Source organism: Kordiimonas sp., from assembly GCF_965216265.1.
Lineage (GTDB): Bacteria > Pseudomonadota > Alphaproteobacteria > Sphingomonadales > Kordiimonadaceae > Kordiimonas.
In genome coordinates this window covers 1,183,146-1,203,914 of record NZ_OZ244153.1, presented here as the reverse complement: position 1 = coordinate 1,203,914, position 20,769 = coordinate 1,183,146, and the positions used below count along the sequence as shown (strand labels likewise).

The 20,769-nt window shown below is 54.9% G+C and carries 18 protein-coding genes; 11 read left to right on the top strand and 7 right to left on the bottom strand.

Features of this window, described 5'->3' with window-relative positions:
- Positions 1–32: 32 nt before the first annotated feature.
- A complete protein-coding gene (locus ACOOGA_RS05615; protein WP_420429893.1) occupies positions 33–1,157 on the bottom strand; it encodes a M14 family metallopeptidase in 1,125 nt (374 codons plus the stop codon).
- A gap of 459 nt (positions 1,158–1,616) precedes the next feature.
- Here ACOOGA_RS05615 and ykgO point away from each other — a divergent pair, with 459 nt between their 5' ends.
- Together ykgO and ACOOGA_RS05605 are read left to right on the top strand one after the other, a co-directional pair.
- A complete protein-coding gene (ykgO, locus tag ACOOGA_RS05610) occupies positions 1,617–1,742 on the top strand; it encodes a type B 50S ribosomal protein L36 (RefSeq protein ID WP_020401326.1) in 126 nt (41 codons plus the stop codon).
- Between the two features lie 107 nt (positions 1,743–1,849).
- Positions 1,850–2,464, top strand: a complete 615-nt coding sequence (locus tag ACOOGA_RS05605) for an HAD family hydrolase (RefSeq protein WP_420429892.1) — start codon at positions 1,850–1,852, stop codon at positions 2,462–2,464.
- Between the two features lie 184 nt (positions 2,465–2,648).
- Here ACOOGA_RS05605 and ACOOGA_RS05600 read toward each other — a convergent pair whose 3' ends face one another.
- Both ACOOGA_RS05600 and pyk read right to left on the bottom strand, forming a co-directional pair.
- On the bottom strand, positions 2,649–3,431 hold the full coding sequence (locus tag ACOOGA_RS05600; RefSeq protein ID WP_420429891.1) for a hypothetical protein: 783 nt from the start codon (positions 3,429–3,431) through the stop codon (positions 2,649–2,651).
- A 95-nt stretch (positions 3,432–3,526) separates the two neighbouring features.
- Positions 3,527–4,978, bottom strand: a complete 1,452-nt coding sequence (gene pyk / locus ACOOGA_RS05595; RefSeq protein WP_417462560.1) for a pyruvate kinase — start codon at positions 4,976–4,978, stop codon at positions 3,527–3,529.
- A 157-nt stretch (positions 4,979–5,135) separates the two neighbouring features.
- On the opposite strand from pyk, the gene ACOOGA_RS05590 reads away from it, so the two are divergent.
- Positions 5,136–5,921, top strand: coding sequence for an N-formylglutamate amidohydrolase (locus ACOOGA_RS05590; protein ID WP_420429890.1), 786 nt, complete (start codon positions 5,136–5,138; stop codon positions 5,919–5,921).
- A gap of 9 nt (positions 5,922–5,930) precedes the next feature.
- Positions 5,931–6,242: a DUF1244 domain-containing protein gene (locus ACOOGA_RS05585; RefSeq protein WP_417462562.1), complete on the top strand. Its 312-nt coding sequence runs from the start codon at positions 5,931–5,933 to the stop codon at positions 6,240–6,242.
- Positions 6,243–6,342: 100 nt separating this feature from the next.
- Here the strand turns inward: ACOOGA_RS05585 and ACOOGA_RS05580 are convergent, their stop codons facing one another.
- Positions 6,343–7,050: a GntR family transcriptional regulator gene (locus tag ACOOGA_RS05580; protein WP_420429889.1), complete on the bottom strand. Its 708-nt coding sequence runs from the start codon at positions 7,048–7,050 to the stop codon at positions 6,343–6,345.
- A gap of 301 nt (positions 7,051–7,351) precedes the next feature.
- Between ACOOGA_RS05580 and ACOOGA_RS05575 the strand changes: the two genes are divergently transcribed.
- On the top strand, positions 7,352–10,057 hold the full coding sequence (locus ACOOGA_RS05575) for a TonB-dependent receptor (RefSeq protein WP_420429888.1): 2,706 nt from the start codon (positions 7,352–7,354) through the stop codon (positions 10,055–10,057).
- Positions 10,058–10,282: 225 nt separating this feature from the next.
- Positions 10,283–10,573, top strand: a complete 291-nt coding sequence (locus ACOOGA_RS05570; protein WP_420429887.1) for a DUF2312 domain-containing protein — start codon at positions 10,283–10,285, stop codon at positions 10,571–10,573.
- A 40-nt stretch (positions 10,574–10,613) separates the two neighbouring features.
- Here the strand turns inward: ACOOGA_RS05570 and ACOOGA_RS05565 are convergent, their stop codons facing one another.
- Positions 10,614–12,344 carry a hypothetical protein gene (locus tag ACOOGA_RS05565; RefSeq protein ID WP_420429886.1) on the bottom strand — a complete coding sequence of 577 codons (1,731 nt, stop codon included), beginning with the start codon at positions 12,342–12,344 and terminating at the stop codon, positions 10,614–10,616.
- A gap of 447 nt (positions 12,345–12,791) precedes the next feature.
- Between ACOOGA_RS05565 and ACOOGA_RS05560 the strand changes: the two genes are divergently transcribed.
- Together ACOOGA_RS05560 and ACOOGA_RS05555 are read left to right on the top strand one after the other, a co-directional pair.
- Entirely contained in the window at positions 12,792–13,406 is a 615-nt protein-coding gene (locus ACOOGA_RS05560) for a hypothetical protein (protein ID WP_420429885.1), read from the top strand.
- On the top strand, positions 13,406–15,193 hold the full coding sequence (locus tag ACOOGA_RS05555; RefSeq protein ID WP_420429884.1) for a methyl-accepting chemotaxis protein: 1,788 nt from the start codon (positions 13,406–13,408) through the stop codon (positions 15,191–15,193). The genes ACOOGA_RS05560 and ACOOGA_RS05555 overlap by 1 nt, the downstream gene beginning before the upstream one ends.
- A gap of 11 nt (positions 15,194–15,204) precedes the next feature.
- On the opposite strand, the gene ACOOGA_RS05550 is transcribed toward ACOOGA_RS05555, so the two are convergent.
- Together ACOOGA_RS05550 and ACOOGA_RS05545 are read right to left on the bottom strand one after the other, a co-directional pair.
- Positions 15,205–16,056, bottom strand: a complete 852-nt coding sequence (locus ACOOGA_RS05550; protein WP_417460664.1) for a glutamate racemase — start codon at positions 16,054–16,056, stop codon at positions 15,205–15,207.
- A gap of 19 nt (positions 16,057–16,075) precedes the next feature.
- Positions 16,076–17,524, bottom strand: coding sequence for a sigma-54-dependent transcriptional regulator (locus tag ACOOGA_RS05545; RefSeq protein ID WP_420429883.1), 1,449 nt, complete (start codon positions 17,522–17,524; stop codon positions 16,076–16,078).
- Between the two features lie 271 nt (positions 17,525–17,795).
- Here ACOOGA_RS05545 and ACOOGA_RS05540 point away from each other — a divergent pair, with 271 nt between their 5' ends.
- Genes ACOOGA_RS05540 through ACOOGA_RS05530 form a run of 3 tightly spaced genes read left to right on the top strand, consistent with a single transcriptional unit; the run spans position 17,796 to position 20,655 of the window.
- Positions 17,796–18,926: a Re/Si-specific NAD(P)(+) transhydrogenase subunit alpha gene (locus tag ACOOGA_RS05540; RefSeq protein ID WP_417460662.1), complete on the top strand. Its 1,131-nt coding sequence runs from the start codon at positions 17,796–17,798 to the stop codon at positions 18,924–18,926.
- 1 nt (position 18,927) lies between these two features.
- Positions 18,928–19,224, top strand: coding sequence for an NAD(P) transhydrogenase subunit alpha (locus ACOOGA_RS05535; RefSeq protein ID WP_417458010.1), 297 nt, complete (start codon positions 18,928–18,930; stop codon positions 19,222–19,224).
- A gap of 21 nt (positions 19,225–19,245) precedes the next feature.
- Positions 19,246–20,655, top strand: coding sequence for an NAD(P)(+) transhydrogenase (Re/Si-specific) subunit beta (locus ACOOGA_RS05530; RefSeq protein WP_420430617.1), 1,410 nt, complete (start codon positions 19,246–19,248; stop codon positions 20,653–20,655).
- The last annotated feature ends 114 nt before the right edge of the window (positions 20,656–20,769 follow it).

Here is a 20,769-nt window from a genome sequence, read left to right as displayed (position 1 = left end):
AAAACTATAGCAGTTACACTGTTTTTGTATAGCTAGAGCTCATCGATCATCTGGGCGAGTGTGTCAATGCACGCGCGGCCAAGGTGGCGGCAACGCTCGGGCGACCAGCCATATTCGAGATCAGGCAGGTCGTCGTTATCCTTGAACGGCATTTCAAGCGTCATCGCGAGGCAACCGAAGGTCTCCGCCATATAGTTTGTGCACATGGAGAGGTTGGCCGTGCCGGGCTCGTCCGTGTCATAGCCATGCTCTTGCTGGAAATCAGGTGAGTTCACGCACAGAAGGTCCTGATACATAGCCAGAAGTTTGCTCTGTTTTTCCGTGAGCGACGGAATGCCTTCAAAGCCTGCGATAAAGTTATACGGCAGATTCTCATCACCATGCACATCCAGGTGGAAGTCCACGCCTGTCTCGTGCATTTTCTCCCGCACCAGATAAACCTCTGGGCTGCGCTCCAACGTGGCGCAGTTCCACTCGCGGTTCAGGTTTGCGCCTGCCGCATTGGTGCGCAGGTTGCCGCGGCGTGATCCGTCCGGGTTCATGTTCGGTACAATATAGAAATGCGCCTTTTCAAAAAGGGCGCGGGCAACCGGGTTGTCTTCATCCAGCAGATAGTCGAGCGCGCCTTCCATCCACCATTCTGCCATGGTCTCGCCGGGGTGCTGGCGTGCCGCCATCCAGATTTTCTTGCGGCCCTCAGGCCCGAAGCCAACCTCCACAAGGTCCATGTCCTGCCCGTCAAGGGTATGACCCAGCACGCTGGTACGCACAAGAGGTGAGCCGGAAACGTCGGCGATCAGGTCTGCATGACGATCCATGGAGTAGGGCGCGAAATACGCGAAATAGAGGCTGTCCTGCTCTGGCTCCACACCCCATGAGAGGTTCTGGCCATCAAAGCTGGTGTCGATCCGGAACCAGTTCTCGCGGTCGTAGGATGCACAGACTTTATAATTTTCCCAGCCGGGCACATAGGCGGCACCGCCAGCGTTCTCGATCGTCAGCTTGCAGGGCGTGTCTGCAACACCAGAGAGGCGGAAATGAAACCACTGGTAAAAATCCGAGTTGCTGTCTTTACGAATGTTCAGGCGAATATCTGACGGATCGTCGCCTTTGATCACTTCGATATTGCCGCTATCGAACTGGCTGGTGATAAGCATGACCTTTTCGCTCCTCGTGCGTATGTGGTGCCTTTTCGTGAAATGTTTGCCTACAGTGTGGCCACCCTGTGGTCAATGCCAATTGGCGGAAAATGGGGCTTTCCTGAGATGGGTCAGCCTTTATGACGCTTTATTCCCATGACAAGACAGTCCCGTTTTGGTAATATCACCTTACTGACGCACAGGCGTGAGCGGACTACCCCCACTATCTAGCGGGGGAAATTTGAGGCGTCCCACCGGGCATGGGGGACGCCTCTATTTTTTGTGCGAAACTCGGGCAGTGTAAAAACACAGTAAAAACCGCCTCTTGCTATTGACAGGTCCGTGCCTCGTCAGTATGTTCCGCCGCCAATGGATTCGAGGAATGACGGATTCGTCGTTCCCACCCTGTGTGCCATGGCGCCGGCTGGCGTGGCAGGGGATAAAGTATTTTTGAGCCGGTTTGTAGTGAGACGAGCCATGAAAATTCGTAACAGCTTGAAGTCTTTGAAAAGCCGTCACCGCGATTGCCGCGTGATTCGCCGCAAAGGCCGGATCTACGTGATCAACAAGACGCAGCGTCGCTTTAAAGCACGCCAAGGTTAAGCCTCAAGCTAAGCTTAGAGCTCAGGCTCGTCAGCATAGCCTCAAGGTTATTGATTTAGCCGCGCACTCTCTAGTAGGGTTGCGCGGCTTAGTCGTATGGGGGAAGCATGACGAATTCTGGCAAATCGGTACTATTTGACATCGGCAATGTGTTTGTCGAGTGGGACCCGCGTTTGCTGTACTCACAACTGATTCACGATCAGGCGGAGCTTGAGCGATTCTTGTCAGAAGTGGTGACCCTTGAGTGGCACACCGAACATGACCGCGGGCGTCCCTTTGCTGAGGGTGTGCGTATCCTGTCTGCCAAATTCCCTGAATATGAAGACCTGATCCAGGCGTTTGATGAGCGCTGGAATGACACCATCGGCCCGGTATTCACCGGCACAGTAGATGTGCTGGAGCGGTTGAGCGAACAGGGCACGCCGTGTTATGGGCTCACCAACTTCTCGGCAGAGAAATGGCCGCTGTTTTGCCGTGAATATGCCTTCACGGACCTGTTTGGCGGCGTGGTGGTGTCTGGCGCTGAAGGCCTTGTTAAACCCGATCCGCGCATCTTCCAGCTTGCGATTGACCGGTTTACGCTCGACCCTGAGAGCACAGTTTATATCGATGACCGGCTCGAGAATGTTCAGGCAGCCGAGCATATGGGCATGATCGGGCATCACTTCACAGACGCAGACAAGCTAGCGGCTGATCTGCGCGCCAAAGGTTTCCTCTACTAGTATTGTGGAATGAATGGTATTGCCGCGTTAAAACCCCTTTTGCGCCGGTTGAGGCGCTTTGTATTTTCTAGGCTGTCCCTTGTTCATCTTTGATGGAATGCAGGCCCATGTGCCAAGCCTTATAAATTCGTCATTTATAGCAGGCGTGCCTGCTTGCTGAAAGAGCAGCAGCAACACTTGGACACTAGCTAACGGGAACCCGATAAACTATCTCTTTGGCGAACTGGTCTACCCGTTGCCAATGCTCTAAAAGCTCCGTTTTGAATTGATAATCTATGTAGACATGACGAGATATTTGGCTGGTGGCCACGCAAATTCCTTGTGGCATCAAAGTATTCTTCCGATTGGTGCACCACATATGGAATTCCGGCCAGTTATCCTCGTCTTCGGGAATATAGTAGTGAAACTGTGACCAGCTCTCCTTAGTAGAACCATCCGGTTGCCTACGGAAAACCCTGCCTACTGTTTTTCCCTTGTAATCGTTCGCAACGCCAAGCTTCATTAGCCCGCAGATCGTATCAAAATTGCGAGGTACGTCCGGCGGCAAAATATTTCGAACCTTTGTGAAATGCACATATCCATCAATATTGTTGGCGAATATACGAATTATCAGGTCAGGAGGGTGGTCAGGGTTCCTCACGCCGTTGATACATGCATCATCGACGTCACCGACTTCTTCGAAACTTTCTAGACAGACATGTAATGTGGCTTGAGATGAGAGGTCAGATTGAAGAAAGTTCACTTTATCATCCGACCACCTGCGAATTGCTTGAGCCTTCAGAGGCACTTGCAATTTGGTCACTTCGCCATCCGTCGCTTCAAAAACTACTTCTGCAATGCCCGGCGGTGATGAGCTTGGTATAGATTTCTGATGCGAGGAGACTGAGGACTCGGAGAATTCTGCGGCGGCCCATATTCCGAGTGCTAGTGCGACTAAAAAGGCTATAGCAAGTCGCTCAAACTTCATCACTCGCCTCCTTCATTGATCAACGTTTATTTAGCCTGATTGCACCCAGATTTCTTTCTTTGCTATGGACTAGGCACGAGAAGGTGTGAGGCCTATCAGCTCAGCTCGCTACCGCTGATCCACGCAATGTGCAGCACGTTAGTGGCGCCGGGTGTGCCGAAGGGCACGCCTGCGGTCACCACGATACGGTCACCCGCTTTCACAACCCCTGTTCTCAGCGCCATGCGTTTGGCTTTGCCAACCATCTCTTCAAAACTGCCCACGTCTTTGGTTTTAACCGTACGCATGCCCCATACAATGGCAAGGCGGCGCGCAACGGCAAGGCGCGGTGTCAGTGTCAGGATTTCAGCCTCAGGGCGCTCACGGGCAGCCCTGAGCGCCGTGGCGCCTGAGGTGGTGAAGGTTACGATGGCTTTGGCGCCCACGGTGCGTGCTACCTGGCGCGCAGCAGCCGTAATGGCGTCTTCCGTGGTGGAGTTCGGGTTGGTGCGGTCATCGCTGCCCGCCATACGGTAGTTGGGCTCATGCTCAACGCGGATGGCCACACGGTCCATCACCTGCACAGCCTCGATTGGATAATCACCCACAGCTGATTCGGCTGAGAGCATCACGGCGTCTGCACCGTCCAGCACCGCTGTTGCCACGTCAGATACCTCCGCGCGAGTTGGCACGGGGGATTTGATCATCGATTCGAGCATTTGCGTTGCCACAACAACCGGTTTGCCCGCTTGCCGTGCAGCCCGCACGATTTGCTTCTGGATGCCGGGCACATTCTCGACCGGTTCTTCAACACCAAGGTCGCCGCGCGCGACCATCACGCCGTCCGCCAGTTCGATAATCTCATCAAGCGCGAGCACAGCGGCTGGTTTTTCGATCTTCGCCATCACGGCGGCTTTTTTGCCAACAAGCTTTTTGGCTTCCGCCACATCTGCGCCACGCTGCACAAAAGAAAGGGCGATCCAGTCCACCCCGCACTGAAGCGCGAACGAGAGGTCTTTACGGTCCTTTGGTGTGAGGGCCGCGAGCGGCAGCACTGCGTTTGGTACGTTCACCCCCTTGCGGTCCGAGAGCACGCCACCCACAATCACGCGGCAGTTGGCTTTGTTGGCTTCTACCGTTTCAACTTCAAGGCGGATCTTGCCGTCATCCAGCAGGATATGGGTGCCAACTTCAAGGGCGTCGAAAATTTCCTTGTGCGGCAGGTACACACGCTGGTTGTCGCCCGGCTGGTCAAGGAGGTCGAGCTTGAAGGCCTGCCCCTGTGTCAGCTCCGTCTTGCCGTCCTCAAACAAGCCGATGCGCAGCTTCGGGCCCTGAAGGTCAGCCAGAATAGCGATGGGGCGGCCACACTCGCGTTCAATCGCGCGAATGGTATGTACCAGCGCTTCTTTATCTTTGTGTTCGCCATGGCTCATGTTGAGGCGGAAAACATCCACGCCGGCAATGAACAGATCCTTGATGCGTTCATAGCTGGAGCTCGCGGGCCCCAGGGTCGCGACGATACGGGTTTTACGACGGCGCCCCGCGGATAGTATTTCGGACGTCAATATTGCCTCCCTGAGCAGTATGGAGCGAGCACGATGAAATGTTGACTTGGTTGGTCAGATCATTAGGTTTCAGGGCACATGCTGCGTGATCGCTCGCGTCACGTCCAGCATTTTTCGCTTTGAAACCAAAGCTTCACGTGCGTGCCCGGTGTACCCTATGAATGATTCCGCTGTCCAGAGCCAAATCCTGAAACCAGAAATCCTCAATGCGGACGCATGCGGCGGCGTGATTGTGCTGTGTGACCATGCAACCAATTTCATCCCCGCAGATTTCGCCAATCTCGGGCTTGAAGAAGCCCACCTTGAGAAGCATATCGCATGGGATATTGGTGCGGCGGATGTGACCCGCAAGATATGCAGTATGATGGGTGTGGCAGGTGTGCTGGCGCCCGTATCGCGCTTGCTTATCGACTGCAACCGGGAACCGGACCATAAAACGCTGGTGCCGCCAATAAGCGATGGTATCAGCATCCCGGCGAACCAGGACCTAGGTGCCCGTGCGGTTGAAGCGAGAAGGGCAGCCTATTACACCCCGTTTCATGAGGCCTGTAGCGCGCTGGTTGAAAGCCACCTGAAGGCTGGCAAAGTACCGCTTGTGGTGGGTATGCACAGTTTTACGCCGGAGATGGCCGGCCAGCCGCGCCCATGGCAGGCGGGCTTCCTCTGGAACAAGGACCCACGGCTAGCGCAGGCCATGATCGGCATGCTGGAACGAGAGACCGACCTGACGGTTGGTGATAACCTGCCATATTCAGGCCGGGATCTATACTATACCATGCAGCGTCACGGCGCAGACCACGGCTTGCCGCAAACCACGATCGAGGTGCGGCAGGACTTGCTTGCCACAGACGCGATGACAACAGAATGGGCCGCGCTTCTGGCGGATATTCTGGATGAATGCATGAGCCGTGAGGATGTGGCGAGCATTCGTCACTATCAATAGGAGATTATAATGACCGACACGACAGACGAGAAGTTAGAGGCCGCGGTGTTCCGTCGTCTTGTTCAGCATTTCCGTGAACGCAGCGACGTGCAGAATATCGACCTGATGGGCTATGGCGGGTTTTGCCGCAATTGCCTGTCTGAATGGTATAAGGAAGCGGCTGAAGAAGCGGGTGTTGAGATAAGCAAAGATGAAGCACGTGAGCGCATCTATGGCATGCCGTATGACGAATATAAAGAGAAGCACCAGTTGCCTGCGACAGATGAGCAGTTGCGGCGTATGGAAATCAGCGTGGCAAAAAACAAACTTGCGCGCAGCTAAACTCTCCAGCGCAAGCGTGATGATTGTTTTTCATTGATCCCGTATTTCGGTGGCGGTTCACCAGGTGCCGCAGCGGCGTAGAATAGCGTTCGCACTGACGTTAAATGATCAGGTCCTGCGTATTAAACTGCTTGTGTGAGAACACCGTATTCAGGATGCGCTCTTCCGTTTGGCTAAGAAGGTCATACATCACCCGTTTGATCCGGGCAGGGTCTTCGCTTTGCAGCACATTGATGCTCATTTCAGTTTGTTCTCTTGAATAGAAAAATGAGCCAGTGACCTTGATATAGAGCCAGTAGATGCGCATTGCGGTAAGCTCGAGTTGGCGGGCCCAATCCAGCATTTGCGGGTATCCTGATTGCTCACAAAGCATTTCATTGAGCTCTTTATTCAGTTTAAGTACCTGCAGTGCCGTAGCATCATCCTTTGGAGGCAACATATCGTGGACGCGTTCGGCGAGGGCGTGAAGGACGACATAGTCAACCTTGGGCGCCGCGAGAGCGAATATCTCAGGAAGTAGTATTTTCCTCAGCGTGAAGCTTTGCTTGATCTCCAGAAGTGTGAGAGGTGCTACGACCGTTATCCTGGGCGAAACTGAAACCAGAAAGTGCCGCGCTATCAGCCGTTCAATAAGATTTCTGGCAACGGCGCGGCTGATGCCAAACATTTCCGTAAATATATTTTCTGAAACTTTCTGGCTAGGCGCCAGTTGCTGCGTGACGATTGCATCCATCACTTGTTCATAGGCAACCTCAGCATCGGATTGGTGCCCTGTGTTTTTAACTGCCTCAGGCCCCATGATAGCCATGTGGCTCCCCCTTGTTATTGCGTTGTCGCCCAACAGGCCTCCTTTCCAACCTCTAAAGCAACAGACAGCAACGCAAAGCCAAAAATCATTTTGAATGCTTTTTTTTCTACTATCGCAAATTAATACAGCTAAAAAAACATATATAGCAGTTATAAAATTATATTAATTCAGCCAAAAATAATGTTAAAGCTGAGAAAGGGACATTTCTAACGCTACAATTATATGGAAATCGGAGGAAATAATGGTGAAGTACCATCGAAGGGGAAGCGCGATTTTAGGCGCTGTTTCATGCCTGGCTCTTATGAACACACTGCCCACAGTGGCGCAAGAGAGTGCATCTGAGGCTGAAGTTTCTGAATTTGAAGAAATAGTTGTCAGTTCGTCGCGTATTAAAAAATCGGGCTTTGAAGCGCCAACGCCAGTTACCGTGCTGGGTAGCGAAGATATGCAGTCTCGTGGCGTAACAAATGTCGCAGATATAGTGAACGAATTGCCGGGGTTCTCCGGTACGGTTACACCCACTGCCACGGTATTGAACTCACGCGGTAGCGCAACCAATGTGCTGGACCTGCGTGGGCTTGGCGGAAACCGGAATCTCGTTCTGGTGAATGGGCGCCGTCATGTTCCAACCGACGAATTTGGTGTTGTTGACATCAATATTGTTCCCACACTTGCGGTCAGCCGAATTGAAGTGGTAACCGGTGGCGCTTCTGCCGCTTGGGGATCTGACGCAATCTCCGGTGTTGTGGATATCGTCTATGACAACCAGTTGGAAGGCCTGAAGGTAGAGGCCCAATATGGTATTTCTGACGAAGGCGATAACGAGAATTATCGTGTATCGATGGCATTTGGGGCCGACGTGGCAGATGGGCGTGGTCATGTGCTCATTGCGGCAGACTATAACGACAATAGCGGTATTCCCGATTCTCGTGCGCGGGCGTGGTCGGCGGAACATTGGGGTATTATCGCAAACCCGGATGACACTGGTCCGAATGACGGAATCCCGGCCAGCATGTTTGCGCCGGACGTGAAGCTGTTTCTCGCCTCACCCAACGGTGTAACCCTTCCTGATGGTAGTGCGCTTGGGAATCTGGAGTTTCTGCCAGACGGTACCGCTGTCCAGCGTGAGCTTGGTGATGTTATTGGCGGTGTGTTTATGACAGGAGGCAGCGGCACCTATCATGGTGATGCCACCGCGCTGTCTATCCCGCTGGAGCGGAAGAATATCCTCGCGGCTTTTAATTATGAACTCACCGACGGCATCGACTTCTATTTTGAGGGTAGTGCCGGTCAGTCTGCTTCTGAAGGCGCTTTGATCGATTCGTTTATTTTTGGGCAGACCATTCGCTCCGGTAACCCATACTTGCCCACCGGCGTGCAGGACAGCATGGATGCATCGGGTGTTGACACCTTAAGCCTGTACCGCACCAATGCAGAGTTCGGTGCTATCACATCCGTGAGCAAAACCCAGAACTTCCGTCTGGTGACCGGTTTCGAAGGAGCGTTCTCAAACGACTGGACGTGGGATGTATATTACCAATACGGTCGGGTAGATTTCTCTAACCAGCAGACGAATAATCTAATTCCCGCCAACCTTCAGTTAGCAGCAGATGTGGTGACCGATCCCGCAACCGGTGCGCCTGTGTGTGCGTCAGTTCTCAGCGGCCAAAACTCGAACTGTGTGCCGATCAACCTCTTTGGCTCGGGTTCACCAAGCCAGGCGGCGATCGATTATGTAACCGGCACCAGTATCTCGGATACCCGGCTGCGACAGGATGTCGTGGCGGCCACGGTAAATGGTGATGTGTTTGAAGGGTGGGCCGGGCCTGTTTCAACCGCCTTTGGTGTTGAATACCGGAAAGAGTCTCTGAAGCGTGAAGTGGATGACCTTTCAGAACAGGCGCAGTTCCTGATCACCAACGCACAGCCTCTTGAGGGTAGCTATGATGTGAAAGAGGCTTTTGGCGAAGTTCTTATGCCACTCCTGAATACTGATGCAGGACAATCGCTCAGTTTCAATGGTGCGCTCAGGTACACGGACTATAGCACAAGCGGCACGGTGCTGACCTGGAAAGCAGGGCTGACCTTCGATCCTTTCGAGGAGCTTCGTTTGCGGGGCACAATCTCGCGAGATATTCGGGCGCCCAGTATTGGTGAGGTGTTTTTGAAAACGCTGCTGCTGTTTGAAAACATTGAAAACCCCTTCACCGGAAACGTGGACTTCACCAAAATCCTGAACACTGGCAATACAGACCTTCAGGAAGAGCGGGCGCTTACAAAAACGCTTGGGTTGGTGTATTCACCAAACTGGCTGGAAGGTGCGCGCCTGTCGGTGGACTGGTATGACATCGGCATCAGCGACGCGATCCAGTCAATTTCCAGCCGCGCGATTGTTGAGGGCTGCCATGGGGGCGATAGTGAGTTCTGTGACTTGATCTCATTTGAACCTGATAACACCATCGCATCGGTCACCAACAAACTCCTGAACCTTGGCACCTATGAGGTTCGTGGGGTTGATTTTGAAGTGCAGTACGGTTTGCCGCTCGCAAATGGCGCTGATCTGAACTTCAAGCTTCTCGGCAGCTATGTGTATGAGAAGAATATTGCACCCGATGGTGCGACCGAGGAGAACTACGCAGGTGACGTTGGGTCTGCCAATATCTTTGGGCTACCAAAATGGAAGATGCGGGGCAATGTTGCTTACCAGACCGAAAAGTACGGTGTTTTCACCAACGTTCGGTATGTGGGCGCAGGCAAGTATAACGTGCTTTGGGGTCCCGAGCAGCTCTCGGATGAAGACAACAATATCGGTGCGGAAGTGTATGTGGATGTCTCGGGCCGTTATAAGTTGCGGGACGAGCTGGAGCTATACGCAGGTATCAATAACCTCTTTGATAACAGCCCGCCTGTTGCGCCGCTGGACTTCATCTCCCCTCAGGTTACCAACCCGGCACACTATGACATTGTTGGTCGTTCCTTCTATATGGGAGTAAGGGCGCAGTTCTGACGAGACCATCTTCAGATTTATTGCAGAACGGGGCGTTTTCCATGCGGAGGACGCCCTTCGTTTTCCCTTGCTAACGGGGGTCTGGCGATTATGCAATTGAACTGGCGCACGTGCATCGCTAGAGTGCGCGCCGACCAAGTGATTTATATGCAGCCCGGCGATACCCCAAGGTGGAGCTCAGAGGCGCAGCGCAACCAAGACGACGTGAAGTCAGGGAGTTTTTAGATGGTACAAGTACAGGCTGGTGGTGTGGCTGGTGAACAGCTTCGTTCTTTTGTTGAGCGGATCGAGCGCCTTGAAGAAGAGAAAAAAGGCATCGCCGAAGATATCAAGGAAGTTTACGCAGGCGCCAAGGCTGTCGGCTTCGATACCAAAATCATGCGCAAGGTAATTGCGGTGCGCAAGATGGACCAGGCCGAGCGGCAGGAACAGGAAAGCCTTCTGGATGTGTACCTGCACGCCATTGAAGGCGGACAACTGCCTGAAGCGGGAACGCCGGAAGCGGTCGGCGAATAACACCAGCAGATATTCTGTTGAGAGGGCGCTTTCTGGCGCCCTAATTGTTTGTCGTGATACCGACGTATTGCGCGAGCACTTCCAGTGCATAAATGCGCGAAGCTGTGCGTCTGTCGCATACCCTGTCCAGATTGAAATAGCGCTGCATGGCAGGCATGGTTTTATCCGTGATAAGGGTGGCTTCCGGCAGGGAGGCCATATCGATTGCACTGGCCGGGCTGAGCATGGTCTTGAGCGCAGGTACCACGGTACGTAGCCATGTGGGCCGGTGGTAAGATGCCGCCATCTTGAGCCGATAGGCAAGGCCCGGCCCCTTCAAAAGATCATAACCATACGCGCTTGGGATGTTGATCAGCTCCGGGTCAATCGCCGCGATAACATGAGCTTCAAGCTTGCCGTATAGCCGTTCCTCATAGTTGAGGGCGAGCGCAGGCCCGCTCAGCTCTGCTTCCGCAAATGGGTAGAGCGCGTGCGAGAAACGGTGGTTGACGGTAATGTCACGCCCGGCATCGTGACAGATGCGTACCTTAGGATACAGATAGTCGAGATCTTCCTGGCTCAGGCGCGTGCCGTCAAAACCGGTCAAGGCCCGGAACGCACACGTCACATTGGCTTCAAAGCTGTGGCGATCAAAGCGCGCGGTTACCATTTGCGGCACGTGTCTGCCAAAAGTGCCGCGTACAAAGGCGTTAAGGTTGATACCGCGCTTACCGACATGCTGGTAATAATAATGCCGGTAAATTTCACCACATTTACCGTTGGCCATATAGGACGCACTCGCAGCCCGGTTCTTGCGGTCAGTGATGTCATGCTCAAAATCAGCAAGCCCGTCATCTTTCCAGCCGTCAAAATAATAGAGCACATCTTCAACCGTGGGCAGGTGTTCGGGCGGGGTAAAGGTGCCGCGGTCAACATGGTTGAGTGGCAGGCCAAAATAATCTGCCAATGCTTTTGACGGCGGGACATCCTCGTCGTCATCCGCGCCATATACAAAGAGGTTGGGTCTTAACCCGGCTTCTTTAAGAAGCGCGATCATCAGGCGAGAATCGAAACCGCCCGAGACCGAAGAGGTCACGGCGTCCGGTGGCAGGGTCGCGAATTTTGAGAAACGAGCCCGGAGAGCCGTGAGCTGAAGCTCCAGCATGTCATCAAAGCTCGCATTGTTTCGCTGGATGGCTTTTATGGGTGTTGGTTTCTCTATTGTTTTAAAGGCACCGCCTTGCCACGCCAGAAGATGATGAGGCATCACGGCTGTGATCTCATTCACAAAAGTGGCTTCGCCCAGCACAAAGCCGGTGAAGGCATACTCATAGACGCCCTGTGCATTAAAGCTCAGGCTGTCTTTGAGGAGCGAAGCCTCAAGAAACCCGGCGGAGGCAAACGAGCCGTCTGTGTCACTATAAAGCTTCCAGCTTCCAAGACCGTCATTCACCATATGCAGCTCGCCCGCTTTGCCGATGACCGCCACAAATTGGCCGGTGCAATCCGTCCAGTCAAAACTGGCTGCGTCAAAGCTTTCATGAAGTGCGCGGGCGGCCTCTGGCCCGGTTTTATCGGCAACGAACAACGTGCCTGTGACAGCGATAAAGTCATTGTCGTCAAGTGGGAGGAAAAACGTCGTGCTCGCTCTGTCCGCCGCCCATAAAACAAGCGTGAGTTCGGGAAAGCCCGGCACATCAAGCTCCTGATAGCTTGAGGCGCGTGGCTGCAGGAATTGATGCAGGCGCTGGGCTTTTGCCGCGTTTTTTGGGAAGACAGCGAGAGAACTCATATAGGGGTCAGCCTCCAGCGGGTGCCTAAGCTATTGATGGCTTTATGCTTTGCAGCACTTCTGCAACAGCGATCTCTAGGTAGCCTATCTGCTCGCCCCGCGCCAGGCAAGATGTGCTGTGGTGCCGCCCATCCGTGGCCGGATCCCGCCACACCCCTTTGGCGCTTCTATCGTTAACCGTATATTAGTTTGTCCCGTGCCAATATTCAGACGTGGGGTCTTCCGCCCCGCAAAGATTAAGGTCGGGGGCTGTCGCGTCCCGCTATGTTCTGATTTTCCACCCTTCTGCAGTCGGTCTGCCATGATCCGGCCAGAGCTATATTTAGCTATATTTAGCTATGTTTTGTCGGTTTTTGGTTGGCTTCCGTTGAAGGAAGGTGACGCGTCTGCCCTCCACGTGAGCGCCGGGTCCAAATGCTTGATCAGGCGCCAGGGAAAGGTACTTCCATGGTACGATACACTGTGCAGGCAGCGGTGTTGCTGGTGATGTTGTCTTTTGCGCCCATGTCCGGTGCGCAGCAACCCTCAACGTCGCTGATTGATGACGAGACTTTGGGTGAGGTACGGAGCTGGCTTCTTGTGCCAGTGGTGTTCATGACGCTGGAAGCACAAAATCGTCGGTACGCCAACTTGAGTCAGGCGAATATCAACAGCCTTGATAGCCAGTGGCGTGCCGAGCGCGAGGCAGACAACCAACCCCTGATCGCCGCAACGCTCAATAACCCGCTTTCAACGTATCTTACCCAGGTGCAGGCCGCGTCTGCCGGACTGTTTACCGAAATTTTTGTCATCGATGCACAGGGGCTGAACGCGGGCCAAAGTGCCATTACGTCTGACTTCTGGCAGGGTGATGAAGCCAAGTTCCAGAAGACGTTTGATGTGGGCGCAGGTGCCATTTTTATCGATGAGGCGGAGCTTCATGAAGCATCCGGCACATGGCGTGCGCAGGCGAATATGACCCTGCAATCAGACAGGGGCCAGCCCATAGGTGCCGTCACTGTAGAGATCAACCTCACGGAGCTGGCACGCCGTAGCAGAAACACACCAGCGGGAGGCCAGTAATGTTGGATATCATCAGGAAGCTTTCCATCCCTGGCAAGGTCATCACCGCCTTTGGCGTTCTCATCGCCATCATGTTGGTATCGTCCATCATCACATTCGCAAACATGAAGCGGCTGTCGGCAACGCTTGATGGGGCGTCTGATGTGCAGAACTTCCGCAGCTCTTATAGTGAGTTGATCAGCAGCCTTGACCGGCAACGACAGGCCATTCTTTATCTGTTGGTTGCGAGCGACCGTTCCGTTCTTGTGCAATACAATGAGGCGGAAGAAAAGTTCGAGCGGGTCGCCAAAGACCTGCTGGATTACGCAGACCGGCGGCCGGAACTGGCGGCACCTGTTAACCAGATTATTGAAAAAGCGGAAGCATGGCGTGGCCAGTACGCTGAACGTCAGGTCAAGCTGATGTCACATTACCTGACAGTGAATGAGGCCCGGGCCATTGAGGCCTCAGGTGCGCCGGGCCATATATTTGATGAAATTCGTGAACTTGAAGCCGCAGTGGATGAAATTGAGCAGGAGATGGCTGCTCATGCCCATGAGGCGGCTGGTGCAGCCATCAGCGGCGTGAACACCATCACTGTTGCTTCCAACGTTTTGATTGTTGTTGTGGCGGTGATTGCAGGGCTGTTTTTCGCGCGTCAGATTGCGGTCCCTATCCGGCGCATGACCACCACGATGCTGACACTGGCGGATGGTGACGACACGGTTGATGTGCCGTGCATGAACTTCAAGGACGAGATCGGCCACATGGCGGGCGCGGTGAATACTTTCAAGGAAAATGCGATTGAGCGCACCCGATTGAGGAAAGAAGCTGAAGCCGCTCGACTACGTGAGGAAGAAGCCGAGCGCGAGCGCTTGCGTTTGGAACAGGAAGCACAGGAAGCAGAGCTCAGGCGCCAGCAGGAAGAGGTGGAAGCTCGCGAGCGGAAAACAGCATTGATTACCGCTCTGATCACGGAGTTTGATAGCAAGGTGCAGGACACCATGGCGCAGGTTGCGGCAGAGCTGAATAACCTGATGAATATCTCTGACCTGCTTGTGCAGACGGCGGACAAAACCGGCGATCAGACTTCGGCGGCGGCTGCGTCGGCGGAAGAATCCAGCTCCAACGTGCAGACCGTCGCGGCGGCTACAGAGGAACTTGGGCAATCTGTGGCTGAGATCGCGCGTCAGATGGACATGTCCTCACGGCAATCACAGGAAACGGCGTCCGCTGCGGGTCAGTCTGAGCAGATCATGACCGAGCTTGCCCAGTCCTCCGGTGCGATTGGTGAGATAGTCAAGCTGATCAATGACATTGCGGAGCAAACCAACCTGCTGGCGCTTAATGCCACAATCGAGGCAGCCCGTGCTGGCGAAGCGGGTAAAGGTTTTGCCGTTGTGGCCAGCGAGGTCAAAAGCCTTGCGAACCAGACGGGCAAAGCGACCGAGCAGATCAGCGAACAGATAGGCGCAGTGCAAGCGCAGTCCAACAGGGCCAATGATGCGATGAAAGCGATCCGCAGGGGTATCCAGCAGATCGCGGAGATGGCCTCTGGTGTTGCATCAGCGGTAGAAGAACAGCGCGCTGCGACGGACGAGATCGCCCGTAACGTACAGGAAGCAGCAACCGGCACACAGGACGTAAGCCGTCACGTAGCAGGGGCGGCGGATGGGGCGCGGCAAACGCGGGATGCGTCAAGCCAGATGGCGGTGGCGTCAAAAACCATTCAGCAGGCAACAGACCAGATGCGCAATGTGACCACACTGTTCCTTGATGATGTGCGGCAGCAGGCGCTGGAGGCTTAGGCTGTTTCGGTCTACACGGCCTTAGCGGGTGGGCCTTCAAATTCGCACAGGTGTGGCGGCAGGTAACTGTCGCTCAGGTTCACGTCACCGGGTTTGCCGGTGGTAAGAAGCCTGACCCTGCCTGTGCCCTTGTGCGCAAATTCCGGGTGCCGTTTCAGGTAACCTTCCAGTGACGTTGCAACAACATTGGGCTGTGAAAGAAGTTCCATGCCCATTGGTAATGCGCTTTCAAAATAGGGGCGGGCAAGGGGGAAGTGCGTACAGCCCAGAAGGGCGGCATCGGGTTTGCTGCCGGCATCCTCAAGCGCTTCCTGCACATAGCCTTCAATCAGGCCCTTCAGGGGGCGGGCACCAGCGGCCCCCTCAATGGCATCCACCAGACCAGGGCAGGCTTTCTGCACGAGCCGGATATTGGGCGCGCGTTTGGCCACTTCTTCCAGATAAGCACCGCTGTTGACAGTTTTCTGCGTAGCGAACAGCAGGATGGTTTTACCTGTCGGTTTTGCCGCGCTTTCCCCAGGGTGCTCCTGTGACCACGGCACGCCCGTGATGGCCTCCACCATAGGCACCAGCACACCAAGGATGCGGCGGCCGGGATAGGCGCGCGGCAACCATTTTTGCTGAAGCGTGCGAAGGGCAACGGCGGCTGCCGTGTTGCAGGCTAAAATGACTAGGCTGCACCCGGCTTTGAACAGGGTTTCCACACCCTCTCGGGTCAGCTCAACGATACGTTCGTTAGACCGGTGGCCGTAAGGTGCGTTGGCGTGATCGCCAAGATAGAGGAAATCCTGCTCTGGCATGCGCCGGTGCAGCGCTTCAAGGATGGTCAAACCGCCGGAGCCGGAATCAAATACACCGATCACTCTTCATGCTCCCAAAGGCTCAAGTGTTTAAGCCGTATTCTGCTACCTTGCGGTATAGTGTTGACCTTCCGATACCCAGACGGCGCGCCACTTCGGCCATGCGTCCATCATATTTGAGCAGCGTTTGCCGAATGATATCCGCTTCCAGTTCTGCGAGGGGCCGGATGTGGCCGTCCTGTCCATGCAATATCAGAAGAGCACCACCTTGTGGCATAATTTCGACAGGTGCGGCCGCTGCTGGTAATGTCTGGTGAGGGCTGGGCTGGATGGTTAGCGGTTGGCCCATCAGGTGCGGGAAATCGCTTTGCCGGAGCGTATCTTCCTCCGACAGGATCACAGCGCGGAAAAGCGCGTTCTGCAGCTGGCGGATGTTGCCGGGCCAGCTATAGCCTGAGAGCAGATCAAGCACGTCACGCGTGATGCGGCGGCGCGGCACTTCCTCAAGCGCGGATATCTGGGCGAGGAAATGTTCCGCCAGCGCCGGGATGTCGCTGTTCCTGTCCCGAAGCGGTGGTATCAGGATGGGGAAAACATTCAGCCGGTAATAAAGGTCTTCCCGGAACGCACCGCTGGCCGACAGGTCGGCCAAATTTCGGTTCGTTGCCGAAATGATCCTTATATCAACCCGCACGCTTTGTTTGCCGCCAACCGGGTCGATCTCTTTTTCCTGAATGGCGCGCAGCAGTTTGACCTGCACATCAAGGGGCAGTTCCCCCACTTCATCCAGAAACAGCGTGCCGCCATTGGCTTCCTGAAATTTACCGATGCGCTTTTCCGTGGCGCCCGTGAAAGCGCCTTTTTCATGGCCAAAAAGAATGCTTTCCACCAGATTTTCCGGGATAGCACCGCAGTTGACCGCAACAAATGCGGTGCCGGATCGCTCGCTGGCCTCATGGATCGCGCGGGCGAAAACTTCCTTACCCACACCGCTCTCGCCCTCAATCAGCACCGGAATGCTGGAGCTGGCTGCCTTTTTTGCCAGCTTGACCGCCCGCTGCATGCCCACGCTGGTGCCGACAAGGTTATCAAAACCATGCCCTTGCATCTGGCCGGTCATCTGCCCGCTGACCGGCGCGATCTCGCCGACAAAACCATTGGTCTTCAGTGCGGCCTCTATAGCGGTGCGGATACGTTCAGCGCTGGCGGGTTTGACGATAAAGTCGTTGGCGCCCGCGCGCATGGCATCCACCACCGTGGTGATGGAGGAATGTGCCGTGAGCATCACAACAGGCAGGGTGGGGTGTTTTGGGCGAATGGCGTTGAGCACCTCAATGCCGCTCATTCCTGGCATCATCAGGTCAAGCAGCACAACGTCTATAGGTGATGCGCCGGCGTCATTCAGCCGCTTGATGGCGTCCGCGCCGTCCATGGCGTGTTCAGCCACAAAGCCCGCCCGCTTGATCACCCCCTCCAGCAGCATCACCTGTGTCAACTCGTCTTCTACAATCAATACGCGTTCTTGTTTCATGCCTGATATCCCCCGATACGCATGATAGGTGCTGTCTCAGCCTGCAGCGCGAATCGGAATGTATCATTTCAGGACACTTGTTAACAAAACCCAAATGATAAAATTTTCTATTTCTGTAATTGAAAGAAAGAATGTTGCTTGAATGTGCATTTGCGCTACCTTTCTGGCTCGGGCGTGCGGCGCACGGGGGCAAATACAAAAAACAACCAAACATTTGGTGCCTGCCTGCCTTTGTAGATTTGCCTTTAATCTGTTTCAGGGAGATAAACTCATGAAACTAGCCGTTATTCGGGAAAGGCGAGACGCAGAGAAGCGTGTCGCAGCCACCCCGGACAGTATTAAAAAACTCATTGCGCTTGGTTTTACCGTCAGCGTGGAAAAAGGGGCCGGGGATGGTGCATCTATCCCGGATGGCGCCTTTGAAGCCGCCGGTGCCACTGTCGCCAAGGACCTCAAATCCACCCTCAAGGACGCGGACGTCATATTTTCCGTGCAGGGGTTGGAGGGCAAGGACGCCAAAGCCGCCAAGTCTGGCGCAGCGCTTCTTGCGGTCCTCAACCCGTTTCAGGAAGGGGAGCGCCTCGGTGACTATGCGAGCGCGGGCCTGATGTCCTTTGCCATGGAATTTGTGCCGCGCATCACCCGCGCGCAGTCGATGGATGTGCTCTCAAGCCAGTCCAACCTCGCGGGCTATAAAGCGGTGCTGGACGCCACGGCCGAGTTTGGCCGGGCGCTGCCGATGATGATGACCGCTGCGGGCACAATCGCGCCTGCCAAGGTGATGGTGATGGGTGCAGGTGTTGCCGGGCTTCAGGCTATCGCAACCGCGAAGCGCCTCGGTGCTATCGTAAGTGCAACAGACGTCCGTCCTGCAGCCAAGGAACAGGTTGAAAGTTTGGGCGGCAAGTTTGTGATGGTCGAGGACGAGGAAACCGCAGCCGCAGAAACCTCTGGCGGTTACGCGAAAGAAATGTCTGACGAGTATAAAGCCAAGCAAGCGGCCTTGATTGCGGAAACGCTGGCCAAGCAGGATATCGCCATCACCACGGCGCTTATCCCCGGCAGGCCGGCACCAAAGCTGATCACGGAAGACATGATCAAATCCATGAAACCGGGCAGCGTGATCGTTGACCTTGCGGTTGAGATGGGCGGCAACTGCGCGCTTTCGGAACCTGGCAAGGTGGTCGAGGCACATGGTGTTAAAATCGTTGGGCACAAAAACGTGCCATCACGCCTGGCGGCGGATGCATCCGCACTTTACGCCCGCAATCTGGTGCACTTCATCACACCAATGGTGAAAGACGGCGCGCTTGCGTTCGATTTTGACGATGAAATCATCAGGGAATCGCTCATCACCAAAGACGGCGCGGTCGTTAACGAACGCCTGAAAGGGGAGAAATAAGATGCATGACATTATCGTAAACCCATTCGTTCAGCAGTTCTCCGTTTTCATTCTGGCGATTTTCATTGGCTATTATGTGGTGTGGTCGGTCACGCCTGCGCTGCACACGCCGCTGATGAGCGTCACCAACGCCATCTCAAGCGTGATCATCGTGGGTGCGCTCATTGCCGCCGGGCCTGAGGGAGCAACGCTCTCCAAAGTGCTGGGCGCCATCGCCATCGGCCTCGCGGCCGTGAACATCTTTGGTGGTTTTGCGGTCACTGCCCGCATGCTCGCCATGTATAAGAAAAAGAAATAGGGGCCCGCGCACATGACACAAATGCACGCTGACCTCACAGCTGTTGCCTACCTGGTGGCTGCTGTTCTTTTCATCCTGTCGCTTCGCGGCCTGTCGTCACCTGTCACCAGCCGCAAGGGTAATATCTTCGGCATGGTAGGTATGGCCATCGCAGTGGTGACAACCATCCTCAACCCCGAGATCGTGTCCTATGACTGGATCATCGGTGCCATCGTGATCGGTGGTGGTATCGGCTTCATCATCGCCCGCAAGATCGCGATGACAGCCATGCCGCAGCTTGTGGCGGCTTTCCACAGCCTTGTGGGGCTCGCCGCCGTGCTTGTAGCGGCAAGTGCCTTCCTCAACCCGGTATCCTTCGGCATTGCGGACGCCATGGGCCATATCTACACAGCCTCCAAGATCGAGATGGCTATCGGCATCGCCATTGGTGCCATCACCTTCTCGGGCTCGGTCATCGCGTTTGCGAAGCTGAACGGCAACATGTCCGGCGCGCCGATCATGCTGCCCGCGCGGCACGTTATCAACAGCCTGCTGGCTTTAGGTATTGTTGGCGGTATTGGCTGGTTTGTAGTTGATAATGACGCAGCGATTGCGGGCATCCATGTTTTCTGGATCGTCACGGCGCTCAGCTTTATCATCGGCTTCCTGCTCATTATCCCTATTGGGGGTGCTGACATGCCGGTGGTGGTTTCCATGCTGAACAGCTATTCAGGCTGGGCAGCGGCGGGCATTGGTTTCACGCTTGCGAACACCGCGCTTATCGTCACCGGTGCGCTGGTGGGCTCCTCTGGTGCCATCCTCAGCTACATCATGTGTAAAGGCATGAACCGCAGCTTCATCTCTGTGATCCTTGGCGGGTTTGGTGGTGACGGCGGCGTGGCCGCAGGCGGCACGACAGAGACCCGCCCGGTGAAACAGGGCTCAGCCGAAGACGCGGCTTTCATCATGAAAAACGCTTCCAAGGTTATCATCGTGCCGGGGTACGGCATGGCGGTGGCGCAGGCGCAGCACGCGCTCAAGGAAATGTGTGATGTGCTGAAGAAAGAGGGCGTTGAGGTCAAATATGCCATCCACCCGGTGGCGGGCCGTATGCCGGGGCACATGAACGTGCTGCTGGCGGAAGCCAATGTGCCTTATGACGAGGTGTTCGAGCTTGAGGATATCAACAGCGAGTTCTCACAGGCCGACGTGGCCTTCGTGATTGGCGCGAATGATGTCACCAACCCGTCGGCGAAGACAGACCCGCAAAGCCCGATCTTCGGCATGCCGGTTCTTGATGTTGAGAAGGCTAAAACCGTGCTCTTTATCAAGCGCTCCATGGGCAGTGGGTACGCAGGGGTGGAGAATGAGCTCTTCTTTCGCGACAACACCATGATGCTGTTCTCGGATGCGAAGAAAATGGTGGAAGAGATCGTCAAAAGCTTCCACTAGAGCTGAGAGTATTTAAGGGGCATTCGGTTAAACCACCGGGTGCCCTTTTTGCGCGTTCAGATTGCGTTCATCATACACACTGTAGTATGCTAGCCTTTGAACGGTTGTCTCATA

Excerpts from the sequence above, each read along its gene's own strand:
- ACOOGA_RS05615 (WP_420429893.1), bottom strand. The coding sequence starts at position 1,157 with ATGCTTATCACCAGCCAGTTCGATAGCGGCAATATCGAAGTGATCAAA.
- ykgO (WP_020401326.1), top strand. The coding sequence starts at position 1,617 with ATGAAAATTCGTAACAGCTTGAAGTCTTTGAAAAGCCGTCACCGCGAT.
- ACOOGA_RS05605 (WP_420429892.1), top strand. The coding sequence starts at position 1,850 with ATGACGAATTCTGGCAAATCGGTACTATTTGACATCGGCAATGTGTTT.
- ACOOGA_RS05600 (WP_420429891.1), bottom strand. The coding sequence starts at position 3,431 with ATGAAGTTTGAGCGACTTGCTATAGCCTTTTTAGTCGCACTAGCACTC.
- ACOOGA_RS05590 (WP_420429890.1), top strand. The coding sequence starts at position 5,136 with ATGAATGATTCCGCTGTCCAGAGCCAAATCCTGAAACCAGAAATCCTC.
- ACOOGA_RS05585 (WP_417462562.1), top strand. The coding sequence starts at position 5,931 with ATGACCGACACGACAGACGAGAAGTTAGAGGCCGCGGTGTTCCGTCGT.
- ACOOGA_RS05580 (WP_420429889.1), bottom strand. The coding sequence starts at position 7,050 with ATGGCTATCATGGGGCCTGAGGCAGTTAAAAACACAGGGCACCAATCC.
- ACOOGA_RS05575 (WP_420429888.1), top strand. The coding sequence starts at position 7,352 with ATGAACACACTGCCCACAGTGGCGCAAGAGAGTGCATCTGAGGCTGAA.
- ACOOGA_RS05570 (WP_420429887.1), top strand. The coding sequence starts at position 10,283 with ATGGTACAAGTACAGGCTGGTGGTGTGGCTGGTGAACAGCTTCGTTCT.
- ACOOGA_RS05565 (WP_420429886.1), bottom strand. The coding sequence starts at position 12,344 with ATGAGTTCTCTCGCTGTCTTCCCAAAAAACGCGGCAAAAGCCCAGCGC.
- ACOOGA_RS05560 (WP_420429885.1), top strand. The coding sequence starts at position 12,792 with ATGGTACGATACACTGTGCAGGCAGCGGTGTTGCTGGTGATGTTGTCT.
- ACOOGA_RS05555 (WP_420429884.1), top strand. The coding sequence starts at position 13,406 with ATGTTGGATATCATCAGGAAGCTTTCCATCCCTGGCAAGGTCATCACC.
- ACOOGA_RS05545 (WP_420429883.1), bottom strand. The coding sequence starts at position 17,524 with ATGAAACAAGAACGCGTATTGATTGTAGAAGACGAGTTGACACAGGTG.
- ACOOGA_RS05540 (WP_417460662.1), top strand. The coding sequence starts at position 17,796 with ATGAAACTAGCCGTTATTCGGGAAAGGCGAGACGCAGAGAAGCGTGTC.
- ACOOGA_RS05535 (WP_417458010.1), top strand. The coding sequence starts at position 18,928 with ATGCATGACATTATCGTAAACCCATTCGTTCAGCAGTTCTCCGTTTTC.
- ACOOGA_RS05530 (WP_420430617.1), top strand. The coding sequence starts at position 19,246 with ATGCACGCTGACCTCACAGCTGTTGCCTACCTGGTGGCTGCTGTTCTT.